Here is a 21,040-nt window from a genome sequence, read left to right as displayed (position 1 = left end):
ATGGGAGCATCGGGAGAAGGGATGCCATGTCGGAACGCATCATCGTCGTGGGCGGCGGGGTCATGGGGCTCGCGACGGCGTGGCAGCTCGTGCGCCGCGGCGAGCGCCCGATCGTGCTGGAGCGGTTCGCCCGCGGCCACCACGAGGGCGCCTCGCACGGCGAGACCCGCAACTTCAACAATGCGTACGGCGACGCCCACTACCTCGACCTGCTGGTCCGCGCGCGCGAAGGCTGGGATGCGCTCGGCGAGGTGGAGGGCGAACCTCTGCTGCGGTTGCATGGCCTCGTCTCCCACGGCTCGGGCGTCGCGCTCGGGAGCGCGACGACGCTCGACCTCCCGGCGATCGCGGGCGAGCTGGGTGCCCGCGGCATCCCGGCGGAGGTCCTCGACGGCGCCGCGGCCGGCCGGCGCTGGCCGGGGATGCGCTTCGAGGAGACCGTCCTGTTCTCCCCCGACGCCGGCGTCGCCCGGGCGGCGGCGACCCTGCGCGAGCTCGGGCGTCGCATCGCCGGCGGGGGCGGCGAGGTGCGGTGGAACACGCGTGTGCGTGCGGTCGCAGCTGATGCCGACGGTGCGCGCGTGGTGACGGATGCCGAGACGCTTCGCGCCGACGCGGTCGTCGTGACCGTCGGCGCCTGGACCTCCGGACTGCTCGCGGACCTCGGCATCCCTCTGCCGCCGCTGCGGGTGACGGAGGAGACCCCGGCGCATTTCACGGCGACCATCGCAGGCCCCTGGCCATCGTTCAACCACTTCGTCGCTCCGGGCTCGCAGCCGGCGAACGTCTACGGCATGCCGACACCGGGCGAGGGCGTGAAGGTCGGCTTCCACGGCATCGGCGACGAGATCGATCCCGACCGGCGCCCGCACCTCCCGGTGCTCCAGCGTGAGCTGCGCGACTACGTGCGGGAGTGGTTTCCCGGCCTCGACGCCGACACGGCCGTCCCGATCTCCTGCACCTACACGACGACGCCGACCGAGGCGTTCGTGCTCGACCGGGTCGGACCGCTCGTGGTGGGCGCCGGGTTCTCGGGGCAGGGCTTCAAGTTCGCCCCGGGCGTGGGCGCCACCCTCGCCGATCTGGTGCTCGATGCCGACGCCCGCGCCGCGGAGCCGTTCCGCCTGCCGCGCGGGTGACCGGCCGCGCGGGTGCGGAGCTCGGGTGCGGCGCTATCGCGCCCGCGCCACCCGCGCCTCGTCCCAGACCGGCTCATCGGACTCCACGACCCGGCCGTCGGCGCCGAAGACCAGAAAGCGGTCGAAGGAGCGCGCGAACCAGCGGTCGTGCGTGACCGCCAGCACCGTGCCCTCGAATCGTCCGAGGGCTTCTTCGAGGGCCTCCGCCGAGACGAGGTCGAGGTTGTCGGTCGGCTCATCCAGCAGCAGCAGCGTCGCGCCCGACAGCTCCAGCAGCAGCACCTGGAAGCGCGCCTGCTGCCCGCCCGACAGGCTGTCGAAGCTCTGCTCGGCCTGACGGACCAGGCCGTAGCGGTCGAGCGCGGAGCTTGCGGCATCCCTCGGCATCCCGGCTCTGCGGTCGTCGCCGCGATGGAGGATGTCGAGCAGAGAACGTCCGGCGTACTCGGGGTGGCGGTGCGTCTGGGCGAACCACCCGGGCCGCACACGGGCGCCGAGCACGGCGCGCCCGCTGTGGGCGACCGGCTCGAGCGCGGCGCCGATCTCGGTGACGTGCCCGAGGAGGGCGTCGGGGTCTGTGCCGCCCCGGGCCAGCAGTCGCAGGAAGTGCGACTTGCCCGATCCGTTCGAGCCCAGCACGGCGATGCGATCGCCGAACCAGACCTCCAGATCGAACGGCTTCATCAGGCCGGTCAGCTCCAGGCGTTCCGCGACGACGGCGCGCTTGCCGGTGCGCGCGCCGCGCAGGCGCAGGTCGAGGTTCTGCGCGGGGGGACGTTCCTCGGGCGGACCGGCGTCTTCGAAGCGTCGGAGCCGCGTCTGGGCGGCGCGGTAACGCGAGGCGAACTCGTCGCTGGCGGCCGCCTTCGCCTTCATGTCCGCGACGAACCGCTGCAGTTTGAGGTGCTGCTCGTCCCAGCGGCGGCGCAGCTCGTCGAGTCGGGCCATCCGGTCTTCGCGCGCGGCGTGGTAGCCGTCGAAGCCGCCGCCGTGCACCCAGGCGCTGCTGCCGGCGCCGCCCGGCTCGAGCGTCACGATGCGGTCTGCGGCGCGGGCGAGCAACTCGCGGTCGTGGGAGACGAGCAGCACGGTCTTCGGGGTCTCGCGCAGACGCTCCTCGAGCCAGCGTTTGCCGGGCACGTCGAGATAGTTGTCGGGCTCGTCGAGCAGCAGCACCTCGTCCGGGCCGCGCAGCAGCGCTTCGAGCGCGAGACGCTTCTGCTCGCCGCCCGAGAGGCTGGTCAGCGCGCGGAAGCGGGCACGGGCGAAGGGGATGCCGAGAGCCGCGATCGTGCAGGTGTCCCAGACGGTCTCGTACTCGTAGCCGCCCGCTTCGGCGTAGTCCGCCAGCGCGCTCGCGTAGCGCATCTGCGTGTCGAGATCGTCGCGGTCGATGATGGCGGCCTCGGCATCCTCGAGCTCGCGTGCGGCGGCACCGACGCGCGCCGGGGCCACCGAGACGAGCAGGTCGTGGATGGACTGCTCCGCCGTGCCGTGGCCGACGAACTGATCCATGACGCCGAGCCCGCCGTCGATCGTGACGACGCCGGAATGCGGGGCGAGCTCACCGCGGATGAGACGCAGGAGCGTGGTCTTGCCGGCCCCGTTCGGACCGATGAGCGCTGTCGTCTTGCCGTCGGCGACCCGGAACGTGACCTCGTCGAGCAGGGGCCGCCCGTCGGGCAGCACGAACGAGACGGCGGCGATGTCGATGTAGCCCACAGCAGGTCCTTCCGCCCCCGCCGCGGTGCGGGCGCAGAGCCGACCAGCCTAACCGGTCTGCGCCCCTTCGCGCGAACCGCGCACACCGGGTCCGGCGCGAGCCCGGCCCACGAACTCCGCAGGATCTCGCCAACTCCGCACCCGATCGCGCGGATGGATGCGGATTTCGTAAGAATCTGCGGAGTTCGTGGTGGCGGGGACGCCGCGGGCACGGATGCCGCGGGCGACGTGATGTCGCGGGTGCGTCAGCGAGCGGGCACGTCGTGCAGTCCCGCGGCGAGCGCCCGGCGGATCGCGCGCTCGACGCCGGCGGCATCGTGCACGACCTGCGCGTAGGAGAATCGCAGCACGGTGTAGCCGCGCAGCCGCAGTTCGGCATCGTGCGAGATGTCCTTGGACCGCTGCGTGGACGATGAGTGGTGCGCCCAGCCGTCGATCTGGATCACGAGCCACTCGCCGACGAGGACGTCGACGGGCCTTCCCGCCAGATAGACCTGTTGACGCACGCGAACGCGCAGCCGGCGCAGGGGACGACACACCAGCACCTCGAGACCAGAGTCGGCCAGCCCCGTGACCTCCGCGGCGAGCGCCGCCGCACGCGACGGCCAGCGGATCGCGCGGAGCGCCTCCGGCGCCAGGCGTTCGAGACCGGCGGCCGACTCCCAGAGCACGAGCGCCTGCTCCGGCGGTAGGCAGACGGCGATGTGTGCGAGCGCGTCCTCGACGGTCGCCACGAGCGAGCGTCCGAGCGGCGCGATCGGCTGCGCCCAGTGCGCGACACCGCCCCAGGGGGCGCGGGGTCCCGTCGATCCGGGCGGAAAGTGCAGGTGCACCTCCTCCTCCACGCCCTCGGGCATCCACCACCCTCGCCGGCGCGCGAACGTGGTGCAGGTCACCCGCCCGCCCCACCGCGCCGCCTCGCGCAGGTCGTCGGCCGCGTCGCGCCCGACGAACCACGCGCGACGATAGAGCTCGACCGCTCCCGACCGCACCGCCGCGCGGAGCTGCTCGGCACTGTAGCCCTCGCCCCGCAGCTGCTGACGGTGCACCGCCATGCCGTGAAGACGGTCCGAGACAGGCACGAGCTGCATACCGGCATCCTGACCGCCTCTCGGGGCCGGCCCGGGCGCCTAGGCCTCCATCTGCGGGGACATGCCTCACGACGGCGGCTGGGGAGGAGTTCACGAACTCCGCAAAAAGTGACGAACTCCGCACCCGATCACCCGGATCGATGCGGAGTTCGTGCGAATCTGCGGAGTTCGTCACGGCACGGATGCCGCGGACACGCATGCCGCGGAGACGGATGCCGCGGGCCGCGGCGACCCCGGTTACTTCTTGTAGTTGGGGGCCTCGACGACGATCTGCACGTCGTGGGGGTGGCTCTCCTTGAGCCCGGCCGCCGTGATGCGGACGAACTTGCCGCGAGCCTTGAGTTCCTCGATCGTGCGCGCACCGACGTAGAACATCGACTGGCGCAGGCCGCCGACGAGCTGGTAGGCCACCGCCGAGACGGGACCGCGGTACGCGACCTGGCCCTCGATGCCCTCGGGGATCAGCTTGTCGTCGCTGGGGATGTCGGCCTGGAAGTAGCGGTCCTTCGAGTACGAGGTCTTCTTGCCGCGCGTCTGCATCGCCCCGAGCGAGCCCATGCCGCGGTAGAGCTTGAACTGCTTGCCGCCCTGGAAGACGATCTCGCCCGGCGACTCGTCGGTGCCGGCCAGGAGCGATCCCAGCATGACGGTGTCTGCGCCGGCGACGAGAGCCTTCGCGATGTCGCCGGAGTACTGCAGGCCGCCGTCGGCGATGACGGGGATGCCGGCCTCGCGCGCGGCCTGGTAGGCCTCCCAGATCGCGGTCACCTGGGGAACGCCCACGCCCGCGACGATGCGCGTCGTGCAGATCGAGCCCGGGCCGACGCCGACCTTGACGGCATCCACCCCGGCGTCGATGAGCGCCTGCGCACCCTCGCGGGTGGCGACGTTGCCGCCGATGACGTCGATGTGCGCGAACGACTCGTCGGCCTTCAGGCGACGGACCATGTCGATGACGCCCTGGGACTGCCCGTTGGCGGTGTCGACGACGATGACGTCGACACCCGCGTCGCGGAGGGCCTCGGCGCGCTCCCAGGCGTCGCCGAAGAAGCCGATCGCCGCACCGACGCGCAGACGCCCCTGGTCGTCCTTCGTGGCGAGGGGGTACTTCTCGCTCTTGTCGAAGTCCTTGATCGTGATGAGACCGGCGAGCTTGCCGTCGTCGTCGATGAGCGGGAGCTTCTCGACGCGGTGCTGCGCGAACAGGGCGATGACCTCGTTGGCGCCGATGCCGACGCGCCCGGTCACGAGGCCCTCGCTCGTCATGACGTCGCGGACCTTCGTCGTCTGGCGCTCGAAGCCCGAGACGAAGCGCATGTCGCGGTTGGTGATGATGCCGAGGAGGCGCCCCTCGTCGTCGATGACGGGGAGACCCGAGATGCGGTACTGGCCGCACAGGGTGTCGACCTCTTCGATCGTCGCGTCGGGGGTCGTCGTGATCGGGTCGGTGATCATGCCCGACTCGCTGCGCTTGACCTGGTCGACCATGGCGGCCTGCTCGGCGATGGCGAGGTTGCGGTGCAGGATGCCGAGTCCGCCCTCGCGGGCCATCGCGATGGCCATCCGCGCCTCGCTGACGGTGTCCATCGCCGCCGACAGCAGCGGGGTCGCGACCGTGATGCGGCGGGTGACACGCGACGACGTGTCGGCCTCGGAGGGGATGACGTCGGTGTGCCCGGGCAGCAGCAGCACGTCGTCATAGGTCAATCCGACGAAACCGAACGGGTCGTTGTGCTCCACGTGCTCTCCTGTGTCTGGCATGTGCGTCGCGCGCGGCTCGCGTGTGTCTCGCGCGCGCGAAAGGCGGGTGTACCGATTGTAAGTCGCGGCGGCCTGCGCGCATTCCGCCGATACTCCCGGCTCATCCGGTTCCGCCGTGCACGCCACATCTCGATACGTGCACGTGAACGTTTCGCCTCTTGACGCGGGGCGGCATCTGAGGGAGCGTTTCTCCACGCGACGATGCGCACCCCGACGGGGCTCCAACGACGGAGAAACGACGTTCTTGTGCGAAACACGCGCGACACATCCGGGTCGTAGCCTCGACCCACCAACGAGCGACCGTCCGGATGGCCGCCGTCGATTTCAGAGTGGAGTGCCATGCTCGTGTGCTCAGCGAGACTCGAGGTCCATCCGCGACGACGCGTCGCCCTCCTCGTCTCCCTTGTGTTCGCCGCGATCACGCTGCTGGCGGTGCTCCTGCCGGCGCAACCCGCCGCGGCCGCCTCGCCCTCGTGCTCGGCCGACGCGTCGACCGCGTGCGTGCAGGGCACGATCCGCCAGAGCGACGGTTCTCCGGCGGTCGGCGTGGGATTGACGATCTCGGGTCCCGGCGTCGGCACCAGCCCGACCACGACGACCGACAGCGCCGGGCGGTGGGTGTTCGCCGTGACGAAGGACGGCACCTACACCGTGAAGGTGGATGCCGCGACCCTCGCCCAGGGCCAGTACCTCGACGGCGCCGACTCCCGCGAGGTCAGCGTGACGCTGCACTCCGACGTCTCCGCGATCTTCAAGCTCTCCAACAGCCCCGACGGCGCCGCCGCCAGCGCGAGCGCGTTCGACTGGCCGAGGTTCTGGCAGCAGGCGGTGCAGGGCATCCGTCTCGGCCTGCTCCTGGCCCTCGCCTCGCTCGGGCTGTCGCTCATCTTCGGCACGACGGGCCTCAGCAACTTCGCCCACGGCGAGCTCGTCACCATCGGCGGCGTGCTCGCCTGGTTCCTCACCTCGCTCACCGGCAACCTCTGGCTCGGTGGCGGCCTCGCCGTCGTCGTCATGGCGGCACTGGGATGGGTCCAGGATGCCGGGCTGTGGAAGCCGCTGCGCCGACGCCGGCTGAGTCTGACCCAGATGATGATCGTGTCGATCGGTCTGTCGATCGCCCTGCAGTACGTCGTGCAGCTGTGGATCGGCGCGGGAACGGTACGCATCGACAAGTCGAACCCGACCACCGTGACCATCTTCGGCGTCACCTTGACCATCCAGTCCTACGTCGCGATGGGGATCGCGATCGTCGCGATCGCGGCCGTCGGGCTCGGCCTGATGTACACGCGCTTCGGTCGCGCCACCCGCGCGGTCTCCGACAACCCCGCGCTGGCCTCGGCATCCGGCATCGACGTCGACAAGGTCATCCGCGGCGTCTGGATCCTCGCCTCGGGCCTCGCGGGTCTCGCCGGCGTGCTGCTCGGCCTCGTGCTCAACGGCATCGGCTGGGAGACCGGCGGCCAACTGCTGCTGCTGCTGTTCGCCGCCGTCACCCTCGGCGGGCTCGGCACCGCGTTCGGCGCGTTCGCCGGCGCGATGGTCATCGGCCTCATCGTCGAACTCACGAACATCTGGCTGCCGGGCGATCTGAAGTACGCCACGGCGCTCGCACTGCTCATCGTCATCCTGCTGTTCCGGCCGCAGGGCATCTTCGGCCGCGCCGAGCGAGTCGGCTAAGGAGAGGGCCATGGACTTCTGGATCACGCTGCTGCAGCAGCTCACCGAGACCGCGATCGCACCGATCACCGCCGCGTACGTCATCGCGGCGATCGGCCTGAACATCCACTTCGGATACACGGGCCTCATGAACATGGGGCAGGCGGGCTTCATGCTCCTCGGCGCCTACGGGTTCGCGATCACCGTCATCAACGGCGGCGGCTTCTGGCTCGGCGTTCTCGTCGCGATCGTGGCCTGCGTCGTGTTCGCGTTCGTGCTCGGCATCCCGACCCTGCGCCTGCGCGGCGACTACCTCGCGATCGTCACGATCTGTGCGGCGGAGATCGTGCGCATGGTCGGACGCCTGTCCGCCCTCGCCGATGTGACCGGCGGATCGACGGGCCTTGTCGGACCCGAATACCGCGGGGCGTTCACGAGCCTGTCGATCCTGCCTCCGGGAACCACGCAGATCCTGTGGTTCTCCTACCCCAACACCGACCCGGGTTCGGGCAACGACTGGTGGACGCGCCTGGTGGCGTGGGGCCTCGTCGCCATCGCGCTGCTGTTCACCTGGCTCGCGATGCGCAGCCCCTGGGGCCGGGTGCTCAAGGGCATCCGCGAGGACGAGGATGCGGTGCGCAGCCTCGGCAAGAGCTCGTACTCCTACAAGATGCAGGCGCTCATCATCGGCGGCGTGCTCGGCGGCATCGCCGGCATCCTGGTGGTGCTGCCGGCATCGGTCCAGCCCGACGGCTTCGGGCGTCCGCTGACGTTCAACCTGTGGACGATCATGCTGCTGGGCGGCGCCGCCACGATCTTCGGCCCCCTGCTGGGCTCGATCATCTTCTTCGTCGTGCGCATCGCCATCGTGCAGATCGCCGGCGAGTACATTCCGTCCTCGATCCTGAACACGCAGCAGACACAGTGGCTGTCGTGGGTGCTGATCGGCGTCGCCCTCATGCTGCTGGTGATCTTCCGACCACAGGGCATCCTCGGCAATAAGAAGGAGTTGAGCTTCAATGCCTGACCAGACCGCCGACCGCGCCGTTCCGGTCTCGCAGGAGCCCGGTGCGATCACGCAGGCCATCCGCTCCACGCTGCTGAACGTCGCGGAGACCCCCGGCTCGGCCAAGCCCGACCCCATCCTCGTGGTCGACAACATCGTGCGCCGCTTCGGCGGGATGACAGCCGTCAACGTCGATCACCTCGAGGTGCAGCGCGGCGCGATCACCGCGCTGATCGGTCCGAACGGCGCCGGCAAGACGACGTTCTTCAACCTGATCACCGGCTTCGACAAGCCGTCGTCGGCGAAGAAGCTCTTCGGGGGGCCCTCGTCCGCCGAGGCTGCCAAGTGGTCGTTCGACGGGCGCACGCTCGGCAACACCGCGGCATCCAAGGTGGCCCGCGCCGGCATGGTGCGCACGTTCCAGCTGACGAAGGCGCTGTCGCGCATGACGGTGCTGGACAACATGCTGATCGGCGCGAAGGACAACCCCGGCGAGAACCTGGCGGTCGGCCTCATCAAGCCGCTGTGGGGCGGCGCCGAGAAGGCCAACATCGCCAAGGCCGAGGAGCTGCTGCAGCGCTTCAAGCTCGACACCAAGCGCGACGACATGGCCGGAAGCCTCTCGGGCGGGCAGAAGAAGCTCCTCGAGATGGCGCGGGCCCTCATGAGCGATCCGAAGATGATCATGCTCGACGAGCCCATGGCCGGCGTCAACCCCGCGCTGACGCAGAGCCTGCTCGAGCACATCCAGGCGCTGCGCAACGACGGGACGACGGTGCTGTTCGTCGAGCACGACATGCACATGGTGCGCCACATCTCCGACTGGGTCGTCGTCATGGCCCAGGGCGAGGTGGTCGCCGAGGGCGATCCGGAGCGCGTCATGAAGAACCCGGCCGTGATCGACGCCTACCTGGGCGCGTATCACGACACCGATCTCGGCGACGATGCCGCCGTCAACACGGGCCTCATCACCCAGATCGAGGCCGAGGTCGAAGCCGAGGCCGAGCAGGAGGACGACCACAAATGAGCATGCCATCCGCCGCTGCGGCGCCCGAGGCGCCGACGGCGACGCCCGTCGTCAAAGCCGACAGCCTCGTCGCCGGGTACCTGCCGGGCGTCAACATCCTCAACGACTGCACGCTGGAGGCGTTTCCCGGTGAGCTCGTCGGGATCATCGGTCCCAACGGTGCCGGCAAGTCGACGCTGCTGAAGGCTCTCTTCGGACTCGTGAACGTCCGCTCCGGCGCCGTCACGCTGGAGGGCGAGGACATCACCAACCAGAAGGCCAACCAGCTCGTGCAGGCCGGAATCGGCTTCGTCCCGCAGACGAACAACGTGTTTCCCTCCCTGACGATCGAGGAGAACATGCAGATGGGCATGTTCCTGCGGCCCAAGGAGTTCCAGAGCCGCGTCGCCGAGATCTGGGAGCTGTTCCCCGTGCTGGGCGAGCGTCGCAAGCAGCGTGCCGGCTCGCTCTCCGGCGGCGAGCGCCAGTCGGTCGCCATGGCGCGTGCCCTCATGATGAAGCCGAAGGTGCTGCTGCTGGACGAGCCGAGCGCCGGCCTGTCGCCCGTTCGGCAGGACGAGACGTTCATCCGCACGCGGGAGATCAACAAGACCGGCGTGACCATCATCATGGTGGAGCAGAACGCCCGCCGCTGCCTGCAGATCTGCGACCGCGCGTACGTCCTCGACCAAGGCCGCAACGCCTACGAGGGCGCGGGGCGCGAACTCGCGAAGGACCCGAAGGTCATCGAGCTGTACCTCGGCACGCTCGCCGCGGATGTCGAGGCGTCGCACTCGGACTGACCGCTCAAGGGAAAGAAGGGCCTCGCCGTCACGGCGGGGCCCTTCTGCGTGGGTGCGCTGCGCGTGGGTGCGCAGCGCGCGGCAGCCCGACCCGCGGGTCGAGAGCTGATGCGGAGGAGCGCAACGGATGCGGATGCGGGGGCGGCGCGGCATCCGCATCCGTTGTCCCTATCCGCATCCGTTGAGGGCGAGGTTACGGGCTCAAGCGGCGCGCAAGCGCGCGACGGCACGAAAGAAGGGGCGGATGCCGCGGCATCCGCCCCTTGTTTCGTGCGGGTGTCAGTTCACGGAGCCCTGGATGGACTTCTGGAAGACGGGAGTGTTGTTCGCGTCGAACTTGTAGATGCCGATGTAGGCGCTCGACGGGTCGTTCTGGGAGTTGAAGGGACCGATGCCCGCCTTGCCCGTGTACGTGATGTCCTTGCCGCTCTTGATGAGCGCGAGGCACGAGGCGTAGTCGGAGCACTTTTCACCGTTGGTGGTGCCCGAGACCGCGGCGAGGTTCGCCTGGATCGTCGGACCGTCGGTGCCCTTGCCCTTCTCGGCAGCCAGCGCGGCGAGCACGATGGCGTCGTAGGACTCGGGAGCGTAGGAGAAGTCCTTCAGGTCGGCGTTCGCGCTCTTCTTGTAGAAGTCCACGAGGCGCTGCTTGAACTCGGGGTCGGGCTGGGCGCCGGGAATGGTGCCCTGGGCGCCGTTGAGCGTGCCCGCCTCGAAGTCCTTGCTGTAATCGGCCGTGTTGCCGTCGACGAGGTAGGTCTTCGACAGGTCGAAGCCCTGAGCCTTGAGCTCGGGGACGATCTGCTTGGTCTCGTCGAAAGCGAGGATCACGATCGCGTCGGGCTTGGCAGCCAGAGCAGCCGACACCTCGGACGAGAACGTCTTCTGACCGGGAGCGAACTCCTGGCCCTTGCCCTTGGCGCCGTAGACGACTTCGCCGCCCGCCTTGGTGACGGTCTCTTCGACGACATCGCGCAGGCCGGTGCCGTAGGCGTCGTTGAAGACGATGAAAGCGACCTTCTGGACGCCGTCACCGATGACGAGGTTGCCCAGCGCCGAGCCCTGCACCGTGTCCGGCGGAGCGGTGCGGAAGTAGTAGCTGGAGTAACCGGACAGCTCGGTCGCGGTGTTGGCGGGCGAGATCTGCACCTTGCACTTCGAGACGATGGTGTCGACGAAGTTGAGGCTGACGCTCGAGGACTCGGCACCGAGCACGACCTGCGCGTCGGAGGAGGCGATCTGCGCGGCGGAGGCGGTGGAGACCGACAGGTCGGACGAGGCGCCGGAGTCGGTGATCGGGGCGACCTTGATGGGCTGACCGAGCACGCCGCCGGCGGCGTCGATGTCTTCGACGGCCAGGCCGTAGCCGGCCTCGGCGGGCGGGTTGAGGTACGCCAGCGAACCGGTCTGCGGCAGGATCGTCGCGAGCGTGAACGGTCCGGTCGAGGGCGTGCCGGGCGCGCACGCGGCGGCCGGGTCGGCCGAGCCCGTGGACGTGGCGCTCGGAGCCGTCGTGGCAGCGCCCCCGCCCGAGCTCGAACACCCTGCGAGGGCGAGCGACGCGGCGCCCGCGAGCGCAAACGCGGCGATGATCGCCTTGTTGCGATGAACCATGGGTTCTTCCCTTTCTTCGATGACATCGTGCGGCGCACGGGCTCCGCGGTCTGGCTTGAACGCTAAACCTGCTGTGTCACCAGGATGTTTCGCGCACGCATCGAAGGAAAGCACCGCGACGCAATCGTTATGAACCTCGCCGTGCGCGCGGGAGCACCGCCGGGACGGTCTCAGACCAGATCGGCGACGTCGGAGATGCTCCGGGACCGCCGCGACGACACCACGGAATCGACGCTCAGCACGACCAGCGCGACCCACACGAGCGCGAACCCGATCCAGCGTTCGAGCGGCATCGGCTCGTGCAGGATCCACGCCCCGGTGATGAACTGCAAGATCGGGGCGACGAACTGCAGCAGGCCGATCACGGTGAGCGGCGCCCGGCGCGCACCCGCGGCGAACAGCAGCAGCGGAACAGCGGTGACGACGCCCGCGAGGGTGACCAGCACGGTGTGCCCGACGCCCTGGGTACCGAAGACGAGGCCGGTGGTGGTGGCGACCACGACGAGCTGGATCAGGGCGATGGGGGTCAGCCACAGCGATTCGAGAGTGAGGCCGCTGATGGCGTCGACCCGAGGACCGATCTGCTTCTTCACGAGTCCGTAGGTGCCGAAGCTCGCCGCCAGGGTCAGTGCGATCCAGGGGAAGGATCCGTAGGCCACGATGATGACGATCACGGCCAGGCCCGCGAAGCCGATCGCGATCCACTGTGCCAGCCGGAGGCGCTCCTTCAGCACGATCACACCCAGCAGCACGGTCACGATCGGGTTGATGAAGTAGCCGAGGCTACCCTCGATGACGTGACCGGTCAGGATTCCGATGAGGAACACCTGCCAGTTCACGTAGATCAGCAGGCCCGCGACGATCGTCCAGAACACGAGCCGCCGATCGCGCAGGATCGCGAAGAGCTTGCCCCACGTGCGGGTGACGGTGAGCAGGATCGCGCAGAAGGCGAGGGAGAAGAGGATGCGCCAGACGACGATCTCCCACGGCCCGATGGGAGCCAGCAGCAGGAAGTAGAGGGGCATGAAGCCCCAGAGGAAGTACGCCGCGAAGGCGTAGATCCCACCGCGCCGTTCGTCGCGGGCGGACTCGGCGGGTGTCATGAGACAAAGCCTACGACGGTCGTGACATGCGTGGGGCGACGGATGCCGCGGCATCCTGCCATTGCTGGTCGCTGTTCCGCCAATCCGGTTAACGACGATGGCCCCCGGGATATCCCGGGGGCCATCGTCGAATGCGATCGTCAGCGGACGACGACCGCCAGAACGTCGCGGGCCGACAGGACGAGGAACTCGTCGCCGCCGAACTTCACCTCGGTGCCGCCGTACTTGCTGTAGATGACGCGGTCGCCGACGGCGACGTCGAGCGGCACACGGTTGCCGTTGTCGTCGATGCGGCCGGGGCCCACGGCCACGACCTCGCCCTCCTGGGGCTTCTCCTTGGCGGTGTCAGGGATGACGAGGCCACTGGACGTGACCTGCTCAGCCTCGACCTGCTTGATGACGATGCGGTCCTCGAGCGGCTTGATGGAAACCGACACGGTCTACCTCTTTCTTGCTGGGCGTGATGCTTCAAGACTCGTTAGCACCCACAGGGGTGGAGTGCTAACAGAAGTCTAGAGCGCGGCTGGCACTCGTGCAACGCGAGTGCCAGCTCTGCGACACAGAGGGACACCTGTCATGTGAATCGTCTTTCACCTAACATCGGACCTGCGCTCCTCGACCGGGACGACCGAGCAACGGTGCTCGGACGATGGCGGGAGCGGGATCGGAGTCGACCGATGACCATCCGCGACCTCACGACACATCTCCGCCCTCTGGCCGGCCGGTCTCGGCGCCGACGCGCGCTCACCGCCGCCCTGACCGCGGCAGCCCTCGCCGTCGGCGCCCTCCTGGCCGCACCGGCCGTCGCCCCGCCGCGGCGGCGACAGGGTCGTGGACGACCGAATCGATCGCCGGCATGAGCGTGCGGCTGTACACCCCGGCCCGCGCCGCGACGCTGGGCACCGGCCGCGCACTGATGGTCAGCCTGCACGGGTGCGTGCAGACGGCGTCGACGCTGAAGACCGCCGGAAACTGGGCCGCGACGGCGGAGGAGTACGGCATGGTCGTCGCCCTCCCCGACGCTCCCGGCGGCGGTGTGGTGCTCGGCTGCTGGGACTACTACGACAGCAACCACTCGCGCACCTCCCCCGCACGCCACGACGACAACCTGCTCGCGCTGGTGTCGGCGCTCACCGGCCGTACGTCACTCGGCATCGATCCGACGCAGGTGTACCTCTCGGGCCTGTCCTCCGGCGGCGGCGAGACCATGGTGATGGGGTGCCTCGCCCCCGACGTGTTCGCGGGCATCGGCATCAACGCCGGACCCACCGTCGGCACCACGTCGGGACAGATCGGCAGCGTCGCCGTCTCGCAGGCCCAGGGCACGGCGACCTGCCGGAGCTTCGCCGGCTCGGCATCCGCGTCGTTGTCGAGCCAGCTCACCTCGGTGATCTACGGATCCAACGACACGACGGTGGCGACGGGCTACAACACCCTCAACGCTCAGATCATGGCGGGCATCTACGGCGCCGGGGCGACGTCGACGTTCTCGCTGGCAGGGCTGGCCGGCACCAACACGGCGGGGTCGGGCATGCTCTACGCGGATGCCGCGGGCCCGCGCGTCTCGCTCATCCAGAACACCGGCCTCGGGCACAACTGGCCGGCCGGGGGCGGACCGGGCGGCTCGTACGTGTCGACGAACAGCATCGACTACCCCGCGTACGTGACGGGCTTCTTCTTCGCGCACAACCGGCGCGTCGACCGCTCGGCGAGCCCGAGCCCGAGCCCGACACCTACTGCTAGCCCGACACCGAGCCCCACCCCGACGCCGACCGCACCCGGCGCGACGTGCGTCACGGCGAGCAATGCCGCCCACGCGGCGGCGGGCCGGGCGACCAGCTACGGCGTCAACCCCTACAACCCCTACTACGCGGTGGGCAGTCTCGACTACCTCGGGCAGGGGGATGCGACGGTGACAAGCCTGCAGCAGACGTCGGCGACGCGATGGACGAAGGTGAGCGGGTGCTGAGCCGCCCCGCATAGGCTGGCCGGATGGAACGCGCCGAGCTCACCGCCCTGCTCACCCCCGAAGGGCTGCGGCTGGTCGATGAGCTCGGCGCGATCGACTCCTCCGATGAGGTTGCCCGCACCGTGTCGCGATTGCGGGCGCAGGGTCTGTCGCCCGACCTCGTCTCCGCCGCCGTGGGCCAGGCGCGGCTGCGGACGCGCGCACGCGCGAAGTTCGGCGACTTCGCCGACCGGATGCTCTTCACGCGCGCGGGCCTCGAACAGGCCACGCGCCTGTCGGTGGGCGCGCGCCACGCGGGCCGGTTCCGCGACGCCGGCGTGCACGGCGTCGCCGACCTCGGCTGCGGGATCGGCGGCGATGCGCTCGCGTTCGCCGGGATCGGCCTCGACGTGCTGGCCGTCGACGCCGACGAGACCACGGCGGCCCTCGCCGCGTACAACCTCGCCGCGTTCGGCGACACCGCGACGGTGCGCCATGCCCGTGCCGAGGACGTCGCACTCGACGGCGTCGACGCGGTGTGGCTCGATCCGGCGCGTCGCACGGCCGGCCACACCGAGACCGCGCGGGTCGCCGCCGGCGACTGGTCGCCGTCGCTGGAGTGGGTCTTCGCTCTGGCGGAGCGGATGCCCGCGGGCATCAAGCTTGGACCGGCGTTCGACCGGGCGCGGATCCCCGAGACTGCGGAGGCGCAGTGGATCAGCGTCGACGGGTCGACCATCGAGCTCGTCGTCTGGACCGGAAAGCTCGCCCGCGCCGGTGTGCGCCGCTCGGCGCTCGTCGTCCGCTCCGACCGCGCGGCCGAACTGACGGCGTCCTCCGACGCCGAGGATGCCGAGGTCCGACCCTTGGGCGCTTTCGTCCACGAGCCGGAGGGCGCCGTCATCCGCGCACGCCTGATCGGCGAGGTGGCCCGCCGCCTCGACGCCGGAATGCTCGCCCCCGGCATCGCCTACCTGACCTCCGATGCCGAGATCACGAGCCCCTTCGTGCAGTCCTTCCGCGTCCTCGAGGAGCTGCCCACCGATCTGAAGGCGCTCCGGCAGGCGCTCCGGGAGCGGGAGATCGGCACGCTGGAGATCAAGAAGCGCGGCGTCGATGTCGACCCCGCGACCTTCCGCACCCAACTGAAGCTGAAGGGTCCGCGCACCGCGACGCTCATCCTCACGCGTGGGGGAACCTCGCGCATCGCCCTGCTCGCCGAGCGCGTCACCGGCTGACGCGCATCACGTCGGCGCGGCGCGCCTGCTCAGCCGAAGAGCGGCCCCTGGGTCGACGCCCACCACAGCCAGCCGGCGCTGTAGGCGAGCGACAGCAGGCTCAGGCACAGCGCCCAGACCGCGACGGCGCGGCTCTCCCACGGGCGGCGCAGTGCGACGACGGCGAAGACCGCTCCCACGATGCCGATGAGAAAGCCCCAGCCGACCACGAGCGACACGATCAGTCCGACGACGGCGAACGTGAGGGCCCACGGGGCGCTGCGGGGCAGCACCGGCGGCGCCGGCGCCCAGCGCACGTCGGGTTCGGGCGTCCACGACGCAGCGGCCGCGGCATCCGCATTCACCGGCGCCGCCACGGGTACCGGCTCGGTGAACTCGCGCTGGAAGCCGCCGCGGTGCGCCCCGGGGAGGGCAGCGCTGTCGGCGGGGGCGACGTCGGTCGACGGTGCTTCCAGCCGCGTCTCGACACGCGGGAGGGGCACGTCGGGCACGTCGGGCGCGGGGCCGGGGCGGTCATCACTCATCCCACGGCCTCCCCGGCGACCTGGATCTGCGTCACCGGCAACGTCGAATCCGCGCCGAACGCGAGGGTCGAGGGCTGGCGTCCGCTCGCGATGAGCTCGGACGCGAGCGCGGCGATCATGGCCCCGTTGTCGGTGCACAGACTCAGCGGCGGGATGCGCACGGCGACACCCGCCTCGGCCGCGCGCGCGAGCGCGACCTCGCGCAGGCGACGATTGGCGATGACGCCGCCGCCGAGCAGCAGCCGCGGCACGCCGTGGTGCGCGCAGGCGTCGAGCGCCTTCGTGACGAGCACATCGACGACCGCTTCGCGGAAGGATGCCGCGACATCCGCCACGGCGACCTGCTGCCCCGACGCGTCGGCCTGCTCGACCCAGCGAGCGACGGCTGTCTTCAGGCCGGAGAAGGAGAAATCGTAGCGGTGCGCCGCCATGTCGGACGCGCGGGACAGCCCGCGCGGGAAGCGGATGGCCGACGGGTCGCCGCCGGCGGCGGCGCGGTCGATCTCCGGCCCGCCGGGGTAGGGCAGCCCGAGGATGCGCGCGATCTTGTCGAAGGCCTCTCCGGCGGCGTCATCGAGGGTCTCGCCGAGAAGCTCCACGTCGCTGACGAGGTCACGCACGAGCAGCAGCGAAGTGTGTCCGCCGCTGACCAGCAGCGCGACCGTCGGGTACTCGACGTCCTCGCCGGTGAGCAGGTCGGCGGCGATGTGTCCGACGAGATGGTTGACGGCGTACAGCGGCTTGTCGAGACCGACCGCAAGCGCCTTGGCGGCGCCGATGCCGACCATGAGCGCACCGGCGAGCCCCGGCCCGCTCGTGACGGCGACGGCATCCACGTCGGCGAGGGCGATGCCGGCCTCGGCCACGGCGGCGGCGATCGCCGGCTGCAGCGCCTCCAGGTGCGCGCGGGCGGCGACTTCGGGCACGACGCCGCCGAAGCGGGCGTGCTCGTCCATGGAGCTGGAGATGGTGTTGCTGAGGAGGGTGCGGCCTCGGACGATGCCGATGCCGGTCTCGTCGCAGCTGGTCTCGATGCCGAGCACGAGCGGTTCGCTGGCGGTCATGAGCACACTCCCCCGGTCTGCGTCTGCGCGCCGTGGCCGGCGACCCAGGCGACGAGATCGAGCTTCATGACGACGGCATCCACGTCATCGGGCTGGTAGTAGCGGGGGCGACGCGCGATCTCGAGGAATCCCTCCGAGACGTACAGCGCGGACGCGGTCGGATTGTCGGCACGCACCTCGAGGAACACTTCGCGCGCCCCGCGGTGCCGCGCCGCCTCGAGGAGTGCCCGCAGCAGCGTCCGCCCGCGGCCCCGCCCCCGGGCGGAGGCGGCGACCGTGATCGTCTGGATGTCGGCGTCTGCGGCGCGGGCGACGGCGCGGACCCCGCCGTATCCGAGCAGGCGACCCGCCTCGACGTCGACGAGGTAGTGCGCGTGCGGCGAGAGGAGCTCCTCGCGCATCATGGGCTCGCTCCACGCGTCGGTCGGAAACGACGTGCGCTCGAGGTCCATGATGTCGGCGAGGTCGGAGACCGTGGCCGTGCGCAGCGTCATGCGCGGCCCCCGGCACCCGGACGGGTGATGCTCTTCGGCAGCGTCACGTCGGGAGCACGCAGGTACAGCGGCTCCGCACCGGTGAGTTCGCGTCCGGCGGCGACGGCACGCGCCGCGACGACCGCGAGCATGGCCGCGCTGATCGCGGTCACATCGACGCGCTCCGCCTCCTGCGCGGACAGCACCGCGTCGATGTCGGTGCGCAGGGCGAGGGCGGGTCCCGTCGCACGGATCGGGAGGCCGTCGGCATCCATGCCCTCGTACACCGAGTACGCGACCTCACGCCGCCGGGCATCGGTCACGACGGCGAACCGGCGCGAGTCGGCGTACGGATCGGCCAGCGCATCGTCGAGGAGGACCGCGAGGGCCGCCGCGTCATGACTGGGCACCGCGACGACGGGGAGGCTCCGGGCGAGGGCGAAGGCGCGTGCCGCCGCGATGCCCACGCGCAGCCCCGTGAAGGGGCCCGGGCCCATCCCGGCCGCGACGTGCGTGAGGGCGACCGGCTCTGGCGCCCCGGTCTGTCCGATCGGACCGCGGGCGGCGTCGGCGAGCGCGTCGCGCAGGAGGTCGCCGATCACTTCGGCGTGACCGAGCGGGTTGTCGCTGGTGCGGTCGGCGCGAACCGCGCCGTCGGGATCGACGATGCCGACGGCGGTGCCGAGCGAGGTGTCGATGCCGAGGATCACGTTTCCAGGGTAATCGCGCTCAGCGCCCGCCGGAGCGCTCACCCGTGCCGGGTGATGCGGACGCGCCGCGGTGCGGCGTCCTCCATCGCGGCCATGTGGGGGCCGGCGGTGCCGCAGGCGTTGTCGACACCGGTGCCGCTCCAGCCCCGGTCGATCTCGACCTCCCACCAGCGGTCGGCGACGGCATCCGCGAACGGCGCCGCCCACTCGGCGACGACGACCGCATGGGCGAAATCGATGTCGAGGTCGTCGAGCTCTCCGTCGGTTCCGAGCCGGTAGGCGTCGACGTGCACGAGGGCGGGACCGTCGGCGAGCGAGGGGTGGGTGCGGGCGATGACGAAGGTCGGGCTCTGCACGCGGCCGCGCACCCCGAGTTCGGCGGCGATGCCGCGCGTCAACGTCGTCTTGCCCGCGCCGAGGGGCCCCGTGAGCACGACGAGATCACCGGCGCCCAGCGCGCGGCCGAAAGCCCGGCCGAGCTCTTCCATCTCTGCGGGCGAGGCGATCTCGCGCTGCCCGACGAACTCATCCAATCCGCTCATGCGATCACCGTTTCGTCTTCTCTCCGCCCGCTGCAACGCCGCGGACGGGTCGCGGATTCCCGCGGGCGGGGTGCGCAGCGCGCACCGGTGAACTCACGCCGCGCCCTCGCGCCGCGGCACACGCGCACCGATGCGGGTGACGATCTCGTAGTTGATGGTGCCCGCGGCATCCGCCCACACCTCCACCGGCGGCGCCCCCAGCGTCGGGTCGCCGAACAGGACGGCCTCGTCGCCCACCGCAACCGGATGCTCGCCCACGTCGACGACGAACTGGTCCATCGCGATGCGACCGGCGACGGGGAAGACCTCCCCGCCGATGCGGACGGCGGCGCCCCCGGATGCTGCGCGCGGCACACCGTCGGCGTAGCCCGCGGGGATCAGCGCGAGCGTGGTCGCCTGCGTCGTGCGGTAGCCGTAGCCGTAGGAGACGCCCTGGCCGGCCGGCACGCGCCGGACCGCGGCGACGGCGGCGCGAAGCGTCATCGCCGGTCGCAGGCCCAGATCGGCCGAGGAGCGGTCGGCGAACGGCGACAGGCCGTAGGTCGCGATGCCGAGACGCACGCACCCGAAGCGCGATTCGGGCAGGGCGATGGCCGCGTGCGAAGCGGCGATGTGCCGCAGCTGCGGGGCGAGGCCGTGGGATGCCGCGAGGGCGAGGCCGTCGGTGAAGCACTCGATCGCCGCGCGGTCATCGGCGGCGGACGTGTTGGACAGATGGCTGAAGATGCCCACGACCCGCAGGCGCCCGATGCGCTCCAGACGGGCGGCCTCGGCGAAGGCGACAGCGTAGTCGGCGGGGGCGAGCCCGTTGCGGCCGAGGCCCGTCTCGATCTTCAGGTGCACGCCCACGGGGCGATCGGCCGACGCCGCCGCCGCGGCGGCCTGCAGCTGATCGAGGCGGGAGACGCCGAGCTCGATGCCGCGGGCGGCGGCCTCGGCGAAGCGGGCGCCGGGCGCGTGGAGCCAGGCGACGATGGGGGCGTCGATGCCCGCGCGGCGCAGGGCCAGCGCCTCGTCGATGTCGGAGACGCCGATGCGGCGGGCACCCCCCTCGAGCGCCGCGCGGGCCGAACGCACGGCGCCGTGACCGTAGCCGTCGGCCTTGACGACGGCGATGATCTCGGATGCCGTCAGCTGTCGCAGATGCCGCACGTTCGCCGTGATCGCGGAGGTGTCGATGACGGCTTCGCGCAGCACGCCTTCGGGAAGTCTGCTCATGCGCTCTCCTGCGATTCGGCGATGACGTACGCGGTCGCCAGGCCCGCGTCATGACTGAGGGACAGGTGCAGGGCGCCGATGCCGCGCGCGGCGACGGTCGCCGCCGTCTCGCCGGTGAGCGCGAAGACGGGCCGGCCCGACGGCTCGCTCGCCACCTCGATGTCGGTCCAGTGCACGCCGTCCGAGCCGCCGAGCGCCTTGATCAGCGCCTCCTTGGCGGCGTAGCGGGCGGCCAAGGAGTGCGGCCTGAGGCCGCGCTCCGCCGGCGCGAACAGACGCTCGATCAGCCGAGGCGTGCGCTGCAGCGAACGCTCGAAGCGCGGAATGTCGACGAGATCGACGCCGATTCCGATGATCACGGCATCCACCCCCCTGTTCTGCTCGACGACGGCGTGGTCGACGCCGCGTCGCCCGCGCCC

20 protein-coding genes are annotated in these 21,040 nt (G+C 70.8%); 7 read left to right on the top strand and 13 right to left on the bottom strand.

The genetic code is table 11. The features are described from left to right. Positions 1-26 precede the first annotated feature (26 nt). Positions 27-1,139 (top strand): FAD-dependent oxidoreductase, encoded by a 1,113-nt coding sequence (locus DEU37_RS00210; RefSeq protein ID WP_121188723.1) that lies wholly within the window; start codon positions 27-29, stop codon positions 1,137-1,139. 33 nt (positions 1,140-1,172) lie between these two features. Here the strand turns inward: DEU37_RS00210 and DEU37_RS00205 are convergent, their stop codons facing one another. The 3 genes from DEU37_RS00205 to guaB form a co-directional block, all read right to left on the bottom strand. Then, the gene (locus DEU37_RS00205) at positions 1,173-2,861 is read right to left on the bottom strand and encodes an ABC-F family ATP-binding cassette domain-containing protein (protein ID WP_121188722.1); all 1,689 of its coding nucleotides are present in this window, start codon (positions 2,859-2,861) and stop codon (positions 1,173-1,175) included. Positions 2,862-3,106: 245 nt separating this feature from the next. Then, complete coding sequence (locus DEU37_RS00200; RefSeq protein WP_121188721.1) at positions 3,107-3,952, bottom strand: endonuclease domain-containing protein; 846 nt, start codon at positions 3,950-3,952, stop codon at positions 3,107-3,109. Positions 3,953-4,189: 237 nt separating this feature from the next. Next, positions 4,190-5,692 (bottom strand): IMP dehydrogenase, encoded by a 1,503-nt coding sequence (gene guaB / locus DEU37_RS00195; RefSeq protein ID WP_121188720.1) that lies wholly within the window; start codon positions 5,690-5,692, stop codon positions 4,190-4,192. Between the two features lie 360 nt (positions 5,693-6,052). Between guaB and DEU37_RS00190 the strand changes: the two genes are divergently transcribed. From DEU37_RS00190 to DEU37_RS00175, 4 genes are read left to right on the top strand one after another with little or no spacing between them, the layout of a single operon-like run. Next, the gene (locus DEU37_RS00190) at positions 6,053-7,393 is read left to right on the top strand and encodes a branched-chain amino acid ABC transporter permease (RefSeq protein ID WP_121188719.1); all 1,341 of its coding nucleotides are present in this window, start codon (positions 6,053-6,055) and stop codon (positions 7,391-7,393) included. A 10-nt stretch (positions 7,394-7,403) separates the two neighbouring features. Further along, a complete protein-coding gene (locus tag DEU37_RS00185) occupies positions 7,404-8,399 on the top strand; it encodes a branched-chain amino acid ABC transporter permease (protein WP_005050383.1) in 996 nt (331 codons plus the stop codon). Continuing rightward, the gene (locus DEU37_RS00180) at positions 8,392-9,405 is read left to right on the top strand and encodes an ABC transporter ATP-binding protein (RefSeq protein WP_121188718.1); all 1,014 of its coding nucleotides are present in this window, start codon (positions 8,392-8,394) and stop codon (positions 9,403-9,405) included. Before DEU37_RS00185 ends, DEU37_RS00180 begins: the two co-directional genes overlap by 8 nt. Beyond that, positions 9,402-10,187: an ABC transporter ATP-binding protein gene (locus DEU37_RS00175; RefSeq protein ID WP_005050387.1), complete on the top strand. Its 786-nt coding sequence runs from the start codon at positions 9,402-9,404 to the stop codon at positions 10,185-10,187. Before DEU37_RS00180 ends, DEU37_RS00175 begins: the two co-directional genes overlap by 4 nt. Positions 10,188-10,466: 279 nt before the next feature. Here DEU37_RS00175 and DEU37_RS00170 read toward each other — a convergent pair whose 3' ends face one another. The 3 genes from DEU37_RS00170 to groES all read right to left on the bottom strand — a co-directional run bounded on the left by DEU37_RS00170 (position 10,467) and on the right by groES (position 13,341). Continuing rightward, a complete protein-coding gene (locus DEU37_RS00170) occupies positions 10,467-11,801 on the bottom strand; it encodes an ABC transporter substrate-binding protein (RefSeq protein WP_121188717.1) in 1,335 nt (444 codons plus the stop codon). A gap of 170 nt (positions 11,802-11,971) precedes the next feature. Next, on the bottom strand, positions 11,972-12,904 hold the full coding sequence (gene rarD / locus DEU37_RS00165; RefSeq protein ID WP_121188716.1) for an EamA family transporter RarD: 933 nt from the start codon (positions 12,902-12,904) through the stop codon (positions 11,972-11,974). A gap of 140 nt (positions 12,905-13,044) precedes the next feature. Continuing rightward, positions 13,045-13,341 (bottom strand): co-chaperone GroES, encoded by a 297-nt coding sequence (gene groES / locus DEU37_RS00160; protein ID WP_005050391.1) that lies wholly within the window; start codon positions 13,339-13,341, stop codon positions 13,045-13,047. Between the two features lie 419 nt (positions 13,342-13,760). Between groES and DEU37_RS00155 the strand changes: the two genes are divergently transcribed. Next, positions 13,761-14,873, top strand: a complete 1,113-nt coding sequence (locus DEU37_RS00155; protein ID WP_259457077.1) for a PHB depolymerase family esterase — start codon at positions 13,761-13,763, stop codon at positions 14,871-14,873. 23 nt (positions 14,874-14,896) lie between these two features. Then, positions 14,897-16,090 (top strand): class I SAM-dependent methyltransferase, encoded by a 1,194-nt coding sequence (locus tag DEU37_RS00150; RefSeq protein WP_121188715.1) that lies wholly within the window; start codon positions 14,897-14,899, stop codon positions 16,088-16,090. Between the two features lie 29 nt (positions 16,091-16,119). Here DEU37_RS00150 and DEU37_RS00145 read toward each other — a convergent pair whose 3' ends face one another. From DEU37_RS00145 to DEU37_RS00115, 7 genes are all read right to left on the bottom strand, one after another. Beyond that, positions 16,120-16,614, bottom strand: a complete 495-nt coding sequence (locus DEU37_RS00145; protein WP_121188714.1) for a hypothetical protein — start codon at positions 16,612-16,614, stop codon at positions 16,120-16,122. Further along, complete coding sequence (gene tsaD / locus DEU37_RS00140; protein ID WP_061682908.1) at positions 16,611-17,678, bottom strand: tRNA (adenosine(37)-N6)-threonylcarbamoyltransferase complex transferase subunit TsaD; 1,068 nt, start codon at positions 17,676-17,678, stop codon at positions 16,611-16,613. The genes DEU37_RS00145 and tsaD overlap by 4 nt, the downstream gene beginning before the upstream one ends. Then, the gene (gene rimI / locus DEU37_RS00135; RefSeq protein ID WP_121188713.1) at positions 17,675-18,172 is read right to left on the bottom strand and encodes a ribosomal protein S18-alanine N-acetyltransferase; all 498 of its coding nucleotides are present in this window, start codon (positions 18,170-18,172) and stop codon (positions 17,675-17,677) included. Before rimI ends, tsaD begins: the two co-directional genes overlap by 4 nt. Continuing rightward, positions 18,169-18,861, bottom strand: coding sequence for a tRNA (adenosine(37)-N6)-threonylcarbamoyltransferase complex dimerization subunit type 1 TsaB (gene tsaB, locus DEU37_RS00130; RefSeq protein ID WP_259457076.1), 693 nt, complete (start codon positions 18,859-18,861; stop codon positions 18,169-18,171). Before tsaB ends, rimI begins: the two co-directional genes overlap by 4 nt. 38 nt (positions 18,862-18,899) lie before the next feature. Further along, positions 18,900-19,403, bottom strand: coding sequence for a tRNA (adenosine(37)-N6)-threonylcarbamoyltransferase complex ATPase subunit type 1 TsaE (gene tsaE, locus DEU37_RS00125; protein WP_005050398.1), 504 nt, complete (start codon positions 19,401-19,403; stop codon positions 18,900-18,902). Between the two features lie 93 nt (positions 19,404-19,496). Then, on the bottom strand, positions 19,497-20,621 hold the full coding sequence (gene alr / locus DEU37_RS00120; RefSeq protein WP_121188711.1) for an alanine racemase: 1,125 nt from the start codon (positions 20,619-20,621) through the stop codon (positions 19,497-19,499). Beyond that, a complete protein-coding gene (locus tag DEU37_RS00115; RefSeq protein ID WP_121188768.1) occupies positions 20,618-20,980 on the bottom strand; it encodes a holo-ACP synthase in 363 nt (120 codons plus the stop codon). Before DEU37_RS00115 ends, alr begins: the two co-directional genes overlap by 4 nt. Between the last annotated feature and the right edge of the window lie 60 nt (positions 20,981-21,040).

Origin of the sequence: Microbacterium sp. AG790 (assembly GCF_003634765.1) — a bacterium.
GTDB lineage: Bacteria > Actinomycetota > Actinomycetes > Actinomycetales > Microbacteriaceae > Microbacterium.
Note: the sequence above shows the minus strand (reverse complement) of the source record. Positions and strands in the feature narration are given on the sequence as shown.